Source organism: Streptomyces sp. NPDC002476 (assembly GCF_042889785.1).
GTDB lineage: Bacteria > Actinomycetota > Actinomycetes > Streptomycetales > Streptomycetaceae > Streptomyces.
This window is the reverse complement of record NZ_JBIARH010000017.1, coordinates 96,911-110,691: the sequence shown is the minus strand read 5'-3', so window position 1 is coordinate 110,691 and position 13,781 is coordinate 96,911. Positions and strand designations below refer to the sequence as shown.

The following is a 13,781-nucleotide window of genomic DNA, read 5'->3' as shown; positions in this document are numbered from 1 at the left end:
TCCCCCCGTGAGACTTCATGTCAATAAGGATGTGGTCAAGACGCACCTAAACACGATCGGCCGCCGCCCGCTAGAGGGCGACGGCCGATCAAGCTCTGACCTGCGGCGATGTAAAACTACTTCCCCGAAGGCCCAACCTTGACGGTGATCGTCGAGCCGTCGCGCGGCTGGCTCACGATCGAGATCCGGGTGTTGGTGTCAGTGACCTGGACGCTTCCGGTCTTGTTCTCGGCGTACCAGTAGGTTCCCTTGTGGTCGTCGAAGGCCGGGATGCCGGGCCGCGACGGGATCCGCACCGGCACGTCGGCGTTGTGCAGCGTGAAGGCGTCCGTCCGGTAGCGGCTGAAGGGCGCGTCGAAGGGCTGGATCTTGTTGCGGATGACCGTGCCGTCCGCCCACTTCAGCGGCTTGGCGTGCGCGTCGACCGGAAGGATCAGGCCCTTGCCCGGGTGGGTGGAGACGTTGTTGTCCTTCTGGGAGGTGTCCCACTGCCAGACGAGCAGACCGGTCTGGTACGGGTAGTGCTCGACCCAGTCCGGGCGGGTCCGGGAGAAGCCGAAGTTGTACGGGCCGACCTTGAGGGTCTGGTCGTAGCTGACGTACTGGCGGTTCTCCGCGATGTAGAACTGCGCGTAGTCCTTGGTGAAGGACTCGCCGACGCGGGAGAAGCCCTTGGCGGTCCAGCCGTTGTCGTCGCCCTCGGCGTTGTCCGTGAACAGCGCGGTGCCGTCGGCGTTGACGGAGATGGTGTCGGCCGCGAAGCCGATGCCGCCCGCGCCGCCGTCGGTGGTGTAGCGGAAGCGGATGTCGATCTTCTTGCCCGCGTAGGCGTCCAGCGGGTAGGAGAGCTTCTTGTACGCGTCGGAGACGCCGGTCAGGGCCGGCTTGTCGCTGGCGTCGCGCGGGAGGGCCTTGCCGTCGGCCGTGCCGTCGAGCGCGGTCCAGTTGGCACCGCCGTTCTCGGACACCTCGGCGTAGAGGAAGTCGTAGTCCTGCTCGATGTCCCACCAGCCCGCGAGGTCCAGGGACGCGGTGGTCCTGCCGGTCAGGTCGACGGAGCGGGACAGGGTGTTGTTGAGGTTGTCGCCCATGTCGCTCCACCACTGCTTGGAGCCCTCGGCGGGCTTCGTGACAGAGGTGCTGACGGCCTTGTCCGGCAGCTTGACCAGGAGGGCCTGCTTGTCCTTGGTGTTGTACTCGGACACGCCCAGCTTGTGGACGGACTTCGTCGCGGCCTTCGCCTCGGCGTAGTCGAGCCAGCCGAGCTGGAGCTTGTCCCAGGCGGTCATGTCGCCGGGCAGGTCACCGATCTCGTTCTTGCCGGTGCCGAGCCAGGAGCCCGCCGACATCAGGGACCAGAAACCGACCGAGTTCTCGGCGGTGTTGGTGGTGTCGTACAGGTCGGGCAGGCCCAGGTCGTGGCCGTACTCGTGGGCGAAGACGCCCAGGCCGCCGTTCTCGGGCTGCGCGGTGTAGTCACCGACCCAGATGCCGGTGTCGCCGATCTGGGTGCCGCCGGCCTTGTTGAAGGACGGGCCGGTCGCACCGACGTCGGTGCCGTAGGCGTACCAGCGGTGCGCCCAGACGGCGCCCTTGCCCTGCACGCCGCCGCCCGCGGACTCGTCCTCGCCGGCGTGGACGATCTGGAAGTGGTCGATGTAGCCGTCCGGCTCGTTGAAGTCGCCGTCGCCGTCGAAGTCGTAGCGGTCCCACTGGTCGTACTGCGCCAGATCGGCCTTGATCTGGTCCGCGGTACGGCCCTTGGCCTTCTGGTCGGCGGCCCAGGCGTTCACGCCGTCGCGGACCATGTCCCAGACGTTGGCGCAGTTGGACGCGCCGCAGTAGTTGGAACCGTAACGCGCCTCGTTGTACGGGACCTTGACCCAGTCGGAGACCTGGCCGTCGACGGAGTAGCGCCCCGAGGAGGTCTTCTCGTAGTACGTCTTCAGCGAGTTCTTGCCGGCGCCGGTGCCGAAGTACAGGTCCTGGAAGTGCTGCTGGTTGTAATCGGCCTGCCAGGCCGTGCTGTTGTCCTTCTTCCGGTCCGGCTGCGCGATGGAGTTGTGGAGCGGGCCGGGGTCGCCGCCGTACTTCTTGACGGGGGGCTTGGGGCCCTCGCCGTCCGGGTCGTACATGGTCGTGTCGTCGACCTGGTCGCCGAACTCGACGAGGACCGTGAAGATCTTGTCGGTCTTCTCGCGGCCGATCTCGACGTACTTCTTCTTGTCGAGCTTGACGACCTTGGAGCCGTCCCGCTTCGATATCTTCTTCTCGCCCGACAGGACCTGCTCCAGAGCGGCCTGACGCTGAGCGTCCTGCTGCTCGCTGAACGGCCCCTGGAGGTCGTGTGCGTTGCCCTTCCCCGTTCCCGGGTCGCGGCGGTCGACCACGGTGTTCCGGGCCCCTGACGTCTGGTCGTCGGCCTGGGCGGTGGTGAAGGCCGACGCGGTGGCGGCCGTGGCAGCCATGGCCACGACAACCGCTGCGCCGCGCAGCGCCCGTCTCTTCGTACTCACGTGATGCAGTCCTCCCCGGCGTCCGCGGCTGCGGCCTGGGAGTCGGATGAGGGCCGCGCGCGGATACGCGTCACAAGTGACGACATTCGACCGGAGGTGCAAGGAAAAAGACAGATCTTGACTTGGACAGGCCAAGGGCACTATGCAGGAGCCGCTTTCCGTTATCCGGACGTTCACCCTGTCCGGAAACGAAGCGTCAGATATGCCCGCCGGGGTACGGAATGACTCCGTGCGCCCCCAGTGCACCGGCGTCGCACTTCGGGCCGTGCTTAGTAACGGCCCCTCTCGGGCATCCGTCGTCGTAGAGTCGCCAGGGGTTGTCCGACCGCGTCGAGGACGACCCATCCGATGCCCCGAGGACGGATACCGCCATGCCGCGTATCACTGCCGCGCAGTTCTCCTACGGTTCGGTCACCGTCGTCTTCTCGACCCTCGCCATGCTGCTGCTCTCGCGTACGGAATCGGGGATCGGCGTCGCCGTCATCGGCACCGCGGCGCTCGCGCTCGGTCTGCTGGTGGCCGTGACGGTACCCCGTCCCGCCCCGGCGACGGCAGGGAAGTCCGCGCGGGCCGGGGCCGCGGCTCGTCCGCACCGGGACGCGGTCCGTGTCGCCGTCGAGACCGAGGGGCTCGCCCTCGACGAGCTCCGGACCCCGGCTCCGGACCCGTCCTCGGCGCCCCACGGGAAAGGACGGCCCGTCACGGCGCGCACGGAACCCGTGGAGGACCACCGGGACGAGCGCTCCCTGCGGCACTGACGCACCTCAGGTCGTCTGGACGACCACCGTCTTCGCCGCCTTGTCGTGGAGGCTCTGCCGGTACGGCTTGTCCGTGAACATGAACACGATGAGAATCAGCCACCACAGGCACGGGCAGCACAGCAGCGCCGGCAACCACAGCACCACCGCGCGCAGGAACGACGTCCCGGTGTCCGGCACCCGGCCGTCGTTGAGCATCGCCACGCGCAGCTTCATCAGCCGCTTGCCGACGGTGCGGCCGTCCTTGCGCGTGAAGTACGTGTCGTAGGCGACGTAGGCCACCAGCCCGATCAGCGACCAGATCATCTGGTGACCGCTGTACGTCTGGCTGAAGAGGTCGCCGACATCGGCGTTGCCGTTGGTGGTGTTGCCTCTGTTCGTCACCCCGACGACTCCGCCCCACGGCAGGGAGATCAGATAGAGCGGGATCGAGATGATGAGGAAGTCGACCAGTCGGGCCAGGATCCGCTTGCCCGGTTCGGCGAGCGGCGGCATGCCGGCCAGCGGGTCCACGCCCCCGTACGGCCCTCCGCCGCCGTAGGGGCCGGGGCCGTACGGCGGCGGAGGGGGAGGCGGCGGCATGCTCCCGTAGGGCGAACCCGACGACGGACCGGGGCCGGGCGGCGGCCCCTGGGGCTCCTGCGGCCCAGGGGGCTCCTGCGGGCCCTGGGACTGCCACGGTTCGGACGGCCGCGGCTCCTGCGGCTTCTTCCGGAACGGGTCGTCCTCGGGCGGCTCTCCGGACGTCGGCTGATCGTTGCTCATGGGGGCAGTGCATCCCGGCCCTGGACCGCCCGCAACGGCTCAGGTGCGTTCGGGGGAACGCCTCGGCCCCCGGCGGCCCACCCGATGGGCCGCCGCCCGGAGGAGTGACCTCCGCGGGGCGACGGCGCGCGGGACCCCGCCCTCCGCTCCGCCCCCGTGAGGCCGTCTCAGCCCGCGACGAAGGTGTGTGCCGCCTTGTCGTGCCAGCACTGGCGCCACGGACGGTCGAACAGGCACCACAGCACGTTGACCACGCCGATCACCAGGAGTCCCAGTACCCCGTACACCAGCCAGCGGCGCAACGCGGCGCCGAAGGACGGGGACTCGTGCGACTCGATGTCCCGTACTTCGAGTCCGCAGAGCTTCTTGCCGAGCGTACGGCCCCACTTCGCGGTCGGCAGCGCCTCCAGCAGGACACCGAGGACGAGGAACGCTCCGAGCACCGCGCCGAACAGACCGGCCGTGGTGGGGTCCACCAGCCAGACGGTGACCGTCCGGCCGGACATCCTCGCCGCGTCGATCTTCGCGTCGATGTGGTCCAGCGCCCGTGAGACGAGCGGGAACCCGATCGCGCCGACGAGGGCGCCCAGCACCACCGTGTCGACGAGCCGGGCGACGAACCGCTTCCCGGGGCCGGCGGGCCGGGCCGACGCCTGGGCCCGCGCCAGCTGCTGGAAGGGGTCGTCGACCGGCGGCTTCCAGGGGGTGACGGGCTGGTCCGGCTGCTGCCCACCCGCCGCGCCGAGTTGCGGATCGGGATGGGGCTGCTGGGCCTGGTGCGGGAGGCGGGGCTGCTGGAGGTGCGACGGAGGCTGAACCGGCGACTGGGGCTGTTGATGATGCTGTGGCTGCTGCGCTTGGGGTTGCTGAGGCTGGGGCTGCCGCGCTTGGGGTTGCTGAGGCTGCGGTTGCTGAGGCTGGGGCTGCTGGGGTGCCGCCGGGGCCGGCTGGGCGTTTCCGTGGGCCTGGGCCCAGGGAGTGCCCGCCCCGCCGGGGCCCGGGTTCGCGGGCGCGACGGGGCTCGGGGCCGGGGTGGCGGCCGACGCCGGGCCCGGAACCGCCGGGCTCCGGACCGGGTTCGGATTCGGGTTCGCGGGTGCGGCGGGGACGGACACCGGGCCCTGGGCCGGGACGGGTCCGGGGCCCGTGCTCGGGGTCCGGGGCGCCGGTCCCGTCGCCCCGGGACCGGGAGAGGGCGGGCGGATCGCCATCGTCCCGTTCTCGGGCGGCTGCCCGGGAGTCCGGGAGGCGGGCGGTCGGTTGCCCCGGTCCACCGCGCGGAGGGTGACGGTGTTCTCGGGCACCTGATCGTCCCCGCCGCGCATGCCAGGCAGCGCGCCGTCGGCCGGGGCCGGCGAGGCGGGCCGCCGCGGGTCGACGGGAACGGGATCGACGGGAACGGGATCGACGGGCACCCGGTCGTCCGGCATCCGCTCGGCCGACGGACCGTCAGCGGGCGTGCGGTCGGCCGGTACCGGCCCCGGACCCGCTGCGGAGGTCCCGGAAACCGCGGAAGTCCCGGAATCCCCGGAACCGGGCAGGGGCATGGGCCCCGACGGCAGCCCCGAATCGGTCCGGCCGTCCGGCTCGCCCTGGCCGGTCGGCAGCGGGGCGGCGCCGGGCTGCGGCTGGGCGCCCCAGGAGACCCGTCGGTCGTGTTCGCCGCCGAAGCCGGCCTGGCGGGCGGCGTCGGCCTGCCAGGCGGTGGCCGGTTCCGGTCGGTTGCCCGCCTGCGGCTCCTCGTCGAAGAAGATCGGACCGGTCTCCTCCATCGGCGTCTCCGCCGACGCGGCGGCCGGAACGGACGGGTCCGAGGGGACCGACGGGACGGACGAGGCGGACGGGACCGGTGAGTCCGGCTGCTGCGGCCGCTGCTGCCGGCCGGCGGGCGACGCGGGCATCGGCTCGCCCTGCTGCAGGGCCGGGCGGCTCGTCCCGGGCACCCACGAAGCGCCGTTCCAGTACCGGACGTATCCGGGAATGGAGGGATCGGGGTAGTAGCCCTCACGGGGGCTTTCGTCACCGGGTGCCGGAGTTGGGGCGCTCATCACCGTGGTCCCGTATCTCTTCGAGGCCTCAAATCAACGGGTCCACATCTATCAGACACCCGCCCGCCCCCGGGCCGGTCCAGGGGTTTGGGCCACTTTCCGGCCTCCCTGAAATTTTTTCCCGAAGTCGCGTAATAGTTGGTGTGGAGTGCGCTCTCTCCAGTGCGGGCCGGTCATGGGACCGGTTCACGGACACCGGGAGGACGCCCTCATGAACACCGTCGTGGAACGCGAGCTGGAGCTCAAGCTGGTTCTGTCGCCCGAGCGCAGCATCCCCGTCCCCGCCCGGTTGACGTACCGCGCGAAGGACCCGTACGCCGTGCACATCGACTTCCACATCGGCTCCGAGTTCCCCGTCCACTGGACCTTCGCCCGCGACCTGTTGGTCGAGGGCGTCTTCCGGCCGTGCGGGCACGGGGACGTGCGGATCTGGCCGAGCAAGATCGAACAGCGCAACGTCGTCTTCGTGGCGCTGTCCTCCCCCGACGGCAACGCGCTTCTGGAGATGCCGTCGGCCGCCGTGGCCGCCTGGATGGAGCGGACCCTGCGCATGGTTCCGCCGGGCACGGAGACCGAGCGGCTGGGGATCGACGAGGCGCTCGCCGAGTTGCTCGCCCCGCTGCCCGCCGACGACGTGTGGCTGAGCGACCCCTGGCTCTCGGACGAGTCGCAGGACGGCGAGGCATGATCGCGCGGATACGGGGCACGCGGAACCCGGAGCACGACGGGTCCGAACCCACGGCGCCCGAGCCCGCGCGACCCGAGCGTGCTGCGGCTGAACGCGCCCGGAGCGGGCGGCCGACGTCAGAACACCTTGCCCGGGTTGAGCAGCCCCAGCGGGTCGAACGCCTGCTTGATCCCCCGGTGCAGCTCGACGCCCACGTCGCCGAGCTCCCGCGCCAGCCACTCCTTCTTCAGGACGCCGACGCCGTGTTCACCGGTGATCGTGCCGCCGAGCTCCAGGCCGAGCGCCATGATCTCGTCGAAGGACTCGCGTGCCCGTCGGGTCTCGTCGGCGTCGGTGTGGTCGAAGCAGACGACGGGATGGGTGTTGCCGTCCCCCGCGTGCGCGCAGACGCCGATGGTGAGGGCGTACTTCTCGGCGATGGCGGCCGTTCCTTCGAGCATCGCGCCGAGTTTCGAACGGGGTACGCACACGTCGTCGATCATCGTGGCCGACGCGACGGTCTCCAGCGCCGTGAGCGACATCCTCCGCGCCCGCAGCAGCAGTTCGGACTCGGCGGCGTCCTCGGCGGGGACCACCTCCGTGGCACCCGCGGCGGTGCACAGCTCGCCGACGGCGGCCAGGTCGGCCGACGGGTCCGGGGTGTCGAAGGCGGCGAGCAGGAGCGCCTCGGTGCTGTCGGGCAGGCCCATGGCGGCCATCCGGTTGACGGCCCGGATCGTCGTACGGTCCATCAGTTCGAGGAGTGATGGGGTGTGACCACGCTCCATGATCCGGCAGATCGCATCGCAGGCGGTCGCCGCGCTCGGGAACTCGGCGGCCAGCACCAGTTGTCGCGGCGGTCGCGGCTTGAGCGCCAGCACGGCCCTGACGACGATGCCGAGGCTGCCCTCCGAGCCGACGAACAGGCGGGTGAGGTCGTAGCCGGCGACGCCCTTCGCGGTGCGACGGCCGGTGGTGAGCAGGCGTCCGTCGGCGAGGACGACGTCCAGACCGAGTACGTACTCCGCCGTGACCCCGTACTTCACGCAGCACAGGCCGCCGGACGCGGTGCCGATGTTGCCGCCGATGGTGCACATCTCCCAACTGGAGGGATCCGGCGGGTAGAAGAGGCCGGCTTCGTCGACCGCCCGGGACAGTACCGCGTTGACGACGCCCGGTTCGACGACGGCGATCCGGTCGACCGGATCGATCTCCAGAATCCGGTCCATCTTCACCAGGGACAGCACGATGCAGCCGTCGGAGGCGTTGGCCGCGCCCGACAGGCCGGTGCGGGCTCCCTGCGGGACGACCGGGACGCGCAGCGCCGTCGCGGTGCGCATCACGTGCTGGACCTGCTCGACCGTACGCGGAAGCACGACGACGGTGGGTGTGCCCGCGTCGCAGAAGCTCGCCATGTCCCGGGCGTACGACGCGGTGACGTCCGGATCGGTGATCAGGGCCTCGGCAGGAAGTCCCGTACGCAGTTGTTCGAGAAGTCCATTCATGATCCAAGACTGGCACCCGGGCCCATTGGTGTGAACCCGTCGGCGGTGACCTCCGGACAGCGCAGCGTGATGATCTTACCGACGCAGAGTGATCGACATGGATGCCACGCCGCAGCAGCCTCCGAAGCCGCAGCCATCCCCGAAACCTCAACCGCCCCCGCAATTCCAATGGTCCCTGAAGCCCCGATGGCCTCTGAAACTCCAGTTGCCCCAGCGATCCGAGAAGTCGGAGTCGCAGAAGACTCGAAAGCCTCCTGATCCGGCCGCGCCGCTTCGGTGGGCCGCCACGGGCCTGGTGGCGGGTGCGGCGCTGATGGCGGGTGTGATGGCGGTCGCGCCGGACGGCGGGGAGGAGTCCGCGCCGCCCCGCCCCGGGGCCGGTCGCGCGCGCTCTGAGGGCCGCGGACCTGGGGTATCCGGCCTCGCTTGCGGATCTGGAGGCGCTGATCGAGGACCACCGGCAGCGGGCGGAGCGGCATCCCTCCGACGCGCGGTCGTGGGCGGTCCTCGGCACCGCGCGCCGCGAACGGCGACTGACGCCCGGCGTCCCGAGGCCGGCGGCCGGCCCGAGGGAGCGGTCGCCGTACGCGAGGGGCGGGGCCCCGGATCGCCCGGAGGCCCCGCCCCTCGTCCGTACCGTCGGCTGCGCGCCCGCGGCCCGTACGGCTTCCGGCGCAGCGGTCATGCCCTCCGGCTCAGAGGTTGCCGCGCCTCTCCTGCTCGCGCTCGATCGCCTCGAACAGGGCCTTGAAGTTGCCCTTGCCGAAGCCCATCGAGCCGTGGCGCTCGATCATCTCGAAGAAGACGGTCGGCCGGTCCTGGACCGGCTTGGTGAAGATCTGGAGCAGGTAGCCGTCCTCGTCGCGGTCCACGAGGATCTTCAGCTCGCGCAGGATCTCGACCGGCACCCGGGTCTCGCCCGCCCACTCGCCGAGGGTGTCGTAGTAGGTGTCGGGGGTGTCCAGGAACTCGACCCCGGCGGCCCGCATCGCGCGCACCGAGGCGACGATGTCGTTGGTGGCCAGCGCGATGTGCTGGACGCCCGCGCCGCCGTAGAACTCCAGGTACTCGTCGATCTGGGACTTCTTCTTGGCGATGGCCGGCTCGTTGATCGGGAACTTGACCTTGAGCGTGCCGTCGGCGACGACCTTGGACATGAGTGCGGAGTACTCGGTGGCGATGTCGTCGCCCACGAACTCCTTCATGTTGGTGAAGCCCATGACCTTGTTGTAGAAGCCGACCCACTCGTTCATCCGGCCGAGTTCCACGTTGCCGACGCAGTGGTCGATGGCCTGGAAGGTGCGCTTGGCGGGCGGCTCGACGATCGGGGAGGCGGCGACGTATCCGGGCAGGTACGGACCGCCGTAGCCGGACCGCTCGACGAGGGTGTGGCGGGTCTTGCCGTACGTGGCGATCGCGGCGAGCACGACCGTGCCGTGCTCGTCCTTGACCTCGTAGGGCTCGTCGATGCCTCGGGCGCCGTGCTCGACGGCGTACGCATAGGCCGCGCGGGCGTCCGGGACCTCGATGGCCAGGTCGACGACGCCGTCGCCGTGCTCCGTCACGTGGTCGGCGAGGAAGCGACCGCGGTCGGTGGACGCCTTGATGACGGAGGTGAACACGAAGCGGGCGGAGCCGTTGGTCAGCACGTAACTCGCGGTCTCCCGGCTGCCGTTCTCCGGTCCGGAGTAGGCGACCAGCTTCATGCCGAAGGCCGTCGAGTAGTAGTGCGCGGCCTGCTTGGCGTTGCCGACGGCGAAGACGACCGCGTCCATTCCCCTGACCGGGAAGGGGTCGGCCTGCCGGGCAGTGTCGGGGGTGGTGTGCAGAGTCTCAGTCATGTGCGAAGGCTCTCGCCGCTTCGCAAGGTGCGCAACAGTTCGCGGGATCGCTGGGCAATCTGTACGGCGGATCGCGATGATGGCCGGGCTATCTGTACATGATGACCATCACAGTGACTCTCCGGAGGCGAACCATGGCGATCGATCATCTGGACGGCCGGCTCATCGTACTTCTGGCCCGCGAGCCCCGCATCGGCGTGCTGGAGGCGTCGCGGCGGCTGGGCGTGGCACGCGGGACGGTGCAGGCGCGTCTGGACCGGCTTCAGTCGAACGGAGTCATCCGCGGCTTCGGTCCGACCGTCGATCCGGCGGCGCTCGGCTACCCCGTCACCGCGTTCGCGACGCTGGAGATCAAACAGGGTCAAGGGGCCGACGTACGGGCCCACTTGGCCGGTGTCCCGGAGGTGCTGGAGCTGCACACCACCACCGGGCACGGGGACATGCTCTGCCGGCTCGTCGCGCGTTCCAACGCCGATCTCCAACGGGTGATCGACCGGGTTGTCGGTTTTGATGGCATCGTCCGGGCCTCCACGGCCATCGTCATGGAGAACCCGGTGCCGTTGCGTGTCATCCCGCTCGTCGAGCAGGCCGCGGGGGACGCCGACTGACGACCGAGCCGAGGCCGAGGAGTGACGTGTGAGCTTCTGGGAATATCTGGGCAACCGCCACCAACAGCTGCTCACGGACGCGTTCCAGCACGTCAGCGCCGTGTTCCAGTGCATGGTCATCGCCACCGTGCTCGGGGTCCTGATCGGTGTCGTCACGTATCGCAGCGGCTGGGCGGGGTCGCTGGCCATCACGTCGACGGCGACGGTGCTCACCATTCCCTCCCTCGCCGCGATCGGCCTGCTCATCCCGCTGGTCGGGCTCGGGGTGGCGCCCACGGTGATCACGCTGACGCTGTACGGGCTGCTGCCCATCGTCCGTAACTCCGTCGTGGGGCTGCGCGGCGTCGATCCGGCACTCGTCGACGCGGCGAAGGGCATCGGGATGTCACGGCCGGCCCGGCTGCTGCGGGTGGAACTGCCGCTGGCCTGGCCGCCGATCCTCACCGGAATCCGGGTGTCCACACAGATGCTGATGGGCATCGCCGCCATCGCCGCGTACGCGTCCGGCCCCGGCCTGGGCAACGAGATCTTCCGCGGCATCGCCTCCCTGGGCAGCGCCAACGCGATCAACCAGGTGCTTGCCGGAACGATCGGCATCGTCGTCCTCGCCCTGCTCTTCGACGCCGCGTACGTCCTGCTCGGGCGGCTCACCATTCCCAGGGGGATCCGTGCCTGAGACCGCCGACGCCCATTCCACCGGTTCCGGTGGCAACGCCGGTTCCGGTGGCTCCACCGGTCCCACTGGTGACGCTTCCGCGACCACGGCCTCCGGCAGTACGGCCGCCGACAGCGTCGAATCCCCGAAGCGGGCGGGGGCGGGGGCCGCGTCGGGCGCCACCATCCACCTGGACAACCTGACCAAGCGGTACCCGGGCAATCCGAACCCGGCCGTGGACAACGTCACGCTGGACATCAGGGCCGGCGAGACGGTGATCTTCGTCGGCCCCTCCGGCTGCGGCAAGTCCACCACCCTGAAGATGATCAACCGGCTGATCGAGCCGACGTCCGGGCGGATCCTGATCGGCGGCGAGGACGTCACCGACATCGATCCGGTACGGCTGCGCCGCAAGATCGGGTACGCGATCCAGTCGTCCGGCCTCTTCCCGCACATGACGGTCGCGGAGAACATCGCCCTCGTACCGAGGATGGTCGGCTGGTCGAAGGCGCGGGTGAGGGACCGGGTCGAGGAGATGCTCGACCTCGTGGGGCTCGACCCCAGGGAGTTCCACGGCCGCTATCCCCGCGCGCTCTCCGGTGGGCAGCAGCAACGAGTGGGCGTGGCACGGGCGTTGGCGGCCGATCCGCCGGTGCTGCTGATGGACGAGCCGTTCGGCGCGGTCGACCCGATCACCCGGGACCACCTCCAGGACGAGCTGATCCGGCTCCAGCACGAACTGCACAAGACCATCGTGTTCGTCACCCACGACTTCGACGAGGCGATCAAGCTGGGCGACCGGATCGCCGTCCTGCGGGAGCGCTCCCACATCGCCCAGTTCGACACCCCGGAGGCGATCCTCACCAACCCGACGGACGACTTCGTCTCCGGGTTCGTCGGCGCCGGGGCGGCGCTGAAGCGGCTCAACCTGACCCGCGTACGCGATGTGGAGATGGCCCAGTTCCCGACGGTGACGGTCGACGACCCGCTCCAGTCGATCTTCAACAAGCTGCGCATCGGCCCGCACAACGAGATCCTGATGCTGGACCGCAGGAACCGACCGTACAAGTGGCTGCGGCGCGGCGACCTAATGCGGGCGCGCGGTTCGCTGGCCCGGGCCGGGCAGTTGGTGCACGACACGGTGACTCGGGACGCGACACTGCACGACGCGCTGGAGGCGGTGCTGACCGACAGCGGCGGGCGGGTCGCGGTGACCGGACGGCGCGGCGAGTTCATCGGGGTCGTCGACATGCACACCCTGATGAACTCCGTGCACGAACTGCTGGAGGCCGACCGGCTGGCCGCCATCGAGCACCAGCACGATCTGGAGGTGCTCCGCGCCCACCAGACCGAACAGGAGCTGGAGGGCGGTGCCGGCACATGACTCCCGATTCCCCGTCGAACCCCGGACCGTCGCGGGCGAACCACGGACCGGCGCAGTCGAACCACGGACCCGTACGGAACCGGCGTTCCGGCCGCCTCGCGCGCTCCGCCCGGCCCGGGCGTTCCGAACGGCCCGGACCTTCCTCCGACAAGGACCGCCCGCCCGGCGAACACGACGTCAAGGGCCATGCCTTCCGCGACGAGGAGGAGCCCCCGCCCCCGCCGTCGAAACCGCGCCCCAGGATCACCTGGCGCAAGCTGGTGGTGCTGCCGGCCATTCTGATGGTGGTCCTGGCCGTCACCTACCTGTGGATCACGAGCGTCCACCTCGACTCGATCGCGCGGAACGCGCTCACCGGTGGCAATGTGCGGCTGCGCTGGTGGCAGCACGTGGAGCTGACCGCCATCTCGACGTTCTGGGTGCTGATCATCGCGATCCCGCTGGGCATCGCGCTGACCCGGCGCGGACTGCGCAGGGGCGCGCCGCTGGTCACCGCGATCGCCAACATCGGGCAGGCGACCCCGGCGATCGGTCTGCTGGCGCTGCTGGTGATCTGGCTGGGCATCGGTCCGTCGACGGCGGTCATCGGCATGGTGATCTACGCCGTGCTGCCGGTGTTCTCCAACACGGTGGCCGGGCTCCGGGCGATCGATCCGAACCTGGTCGAGGCGTCGCGCGGCATCGGCATGTCGCCGATGGGGACGCTCACCAAGGTCGAGCTCCCGCTCGCCGTACCGCTGATCCTGGCCGGGGTACGAACGGCTCTGGTGCTCAACGTGGGTACGGCGACGCTGGCGACGTTCGTCGGCGGCGGCGGGCTGGGCGACCTGATCACCTCGGGCATCCAGACCCAGCGGATGCCGGTGCTGGTGCTGGGGTCGGTGCTGACGGTGGTGCTGGCGCTGCTGGTGGACTGGCTGGCCTCACTGGCCGAGGTGGCGCTGACACCGCGCGGACTGGAGGTGGGGTGAGATGGGTCCGCGTGACAGACGCCGAGGACGCGGGGTGCGAGGGGTGCGAGGGGTGCACAAGGC

The 13,781-nt window shown here is 70.2% G+C and carries 11 protein-coding genes; 6 read left to right on the top strand and 5 right to left on the bottom strand.

Annotation, left to right across the window (positions count from 1 at the left end):
* Positions 1–116: 116 nt before the first annotated feature.
* Positions 117–2,516, bottom strand: a complete 2,400-nt coding sequence (locus ACFYXM_RS20710) for an immune inhibitor A domain-containing protein (RefSeq protein ID WP_389291195.1) — start codon at positions 2,514–2,516, stop codon at positions 117–119.
* A 371-nt stretch (positions 2,517–2,887) separates the two neighbouring features.
* Between ACFYXM_RS20710 and ACFYXM_RS20705 the strand changes: the two genes are divergently transcribed.
* Positions 2,888–3,274 (top strand): hypothetical protein, encoded by a 387-nt coding sequence (locus tag ACFYXM_RS20705; protein ID WP_389291193.1) that lies wholly within the window; start codon positions 2,888–2,890, stop codon positions 3,272–3,274.
* Between the two features lie 6 nt (positions 3,275–3,280).
* On the opposite strand, the gene ACFYXM_RS20700 is transcribed toward ACFYXM_RS20705, so the two are convergent.
* Positions 3,281–4,039 carry an RDD family protein gene (locus ACFYXM_RS20700; protein WP_389291192.1) on the bottom strand — a complete coding sequence of 253 codons (759 nt, stop codon included), beginning with the start codon at positions 4,037–4,039 and terminating at the stop codon, positions 3,281–3,283.
* Between the two features lie 167 nt (positions 4,040–4,206).
* Positions 4,207–6,087, bottom strand: coding sequence for an RDD family protein (locus ACFYXM_RS20695; RefSeq protein WP_389291190.1), 1,881 nt, complete (start codon positions 6,085–6,087; stop codon positions 4,207–4,209).
* Positions 6,088–6,298: 211 nt separating this feature from the next.
* Between ACFYXM_RS20695 and ACFYXM_RS20690 the strand changes: the two genes are divergently transcribed.
* Entirely contained in the window at positions 6,299–6,775 is a 477-nt protein-coding gene (locus ACFYXM_RS20690; RefSeq protein WP_389291188.1) for an SsgA family sporulation/cell division regulator, read from the top strand.
* A gap of 116 nt (positions 6,776–6,891) precedes the next feature.
* Here the strand turns inward: ACFYXM_RS20690 and ACFYXM_RS20685 are convergent, their stop codons facing one another.
* Positions 6,892–8,259, bottom strand: coding sequence for an FAD-binding oxidoreductase (locus ACFYXM_RS20685; protein ID WP_389291187.1), 1,368 nt, complete (start codon positions 8,257–8,259; stop codon positions 6,892–6,894).
* Between the two features lie 695 nt (positions 8,260–8,954).
* Positions 8,955–10,100, bottom strand: coding sequence for a 4-hydroxyphenylpyruvate dioxygenase (gene hppD, locus ACFYXM_RS20680; protein ID WP_389291185.1), 1,146 nt, complete (start codon positions 10,098–10,100; stop codon positions 8,955–8,957).
* 134 nt (positions 10,101–10,234) lie between these two features.
* Between hppD and ACFYXM_RS20675 the strand changes: the two genes are divergently transcribed.
* The 4 genes from ACFYXM_RS20675 (at position 10,235) to ACFYXM_RS20660 (ending at position 13,718) form a co-directional block, all read left to right on the top strand.
* Positions 10,235–10,708, top strand: a complete 474-nt coding sequence (locus tag ACFYXM_RS20675; RefSeq protein ID WP_073783402.1) for an Lrp/AsnC family transcriptional regulator — start codon at positions 10,235–10,237, stop codon at positions 10,706–10,708.
* A gap of 28 nt (positions 10,709–10,736) precedes the next feature.
* Entirely contained in the window at positions 10,737–11,384 is a 648-nt protein-coding gene (locus ACFYXM_RS20670; RefSeq protein ID WP_389291183.1) for an ABC transporter permease, read from the top strand.
* 163 nt (positions 11,385–11,547) lie between these two features.
* The gene (locus ACFYXM_RS20665; protein ID WP_389291273.1) at positions 11,548–12,747 is read left to right on the top strand and encodes an ABC transporter ATP-binding protein; all 1,200 of its coding nucleotides are present in this window, start codon (positions 11,548–11,550) and stop codon (positions 12,745–12,747) included.
* On the top strand, positions 12,744–13,718 hold the full coding sequence (locus ACFYXM_RS20660) for an ABC transporter permease (RefSeq protein ID WP_389291181.1): 975 nt from the start codon (positions 12,744–12,746) through the stop codon (positions 13,716–13,718). Before ACFYXM_RS20665 ends, ACFYXM_RS20660 begins: the two co-directional genes overlap by 4 nt.
* Positions 13,719–13,781: the final 63 nt, after the last annotated feature.

Bases quoted from the DNA above. Each gene is read 5' to 3' on its own strand.
- ACFYXM_RS20660 (WP_389291181.1), top strand. From the start codon at position 12,744: ATGACTCCCGATTCCCCGTCGAACCCCGGACCGTCGCGGGCGAACCAC.
- ACFYXM_RS20700 (WP_389291192.1), bottom strand. From the start codon at position 4,039: ATGAGCAACGATCAGCCGACGTCCGGAGAGCCGCCCGAGGACGACCCG.
- ACFYXM_RS20690 (WP_389291188.1), top strand. From the start codon at position 6,299: ATGAACACCGTCGTGGAACGCGAGCTGGAGCTCAAGCTGGTTCTGTCG.
- ACFYXM_RS20685 (WP_389291187.1), bottom strand. From the start codon at position 8,259: ATGAATGGACTTCTCGAACAACTGCGTACGGGACTTCCTGCCGAGGCC.
- hppD (WP_389291185.1), bottom strand. From the start codon at position 10,100: ATGACTGAGACTCTGCACACCACCCCCGACACTGCCCGGCAGGCCGAC.
- ACFYXM_RS20675 (WP_073783402.1), top strand. From the start codon at position 10,235: ATGGCGATCGATCATCTGGACGGCCGGCTCATCGTACTTCTGGCCCGC.
- ACFYXM_RS20705 (WP_389291193.1), top strand. From the start codon at position 2,888: ATGCCGCGTATCACTGCCGCGCAGTTCTCCTACGGTTCGGTCACCGTC.
- ACFYXM_RS20695 (WP_389291190.1), bottom strand. From the start codon at position 6,087: ATGAGCGCCCCAACTCCGGCACCCGGTGACGAAAGCCCCCGTGAGGGC.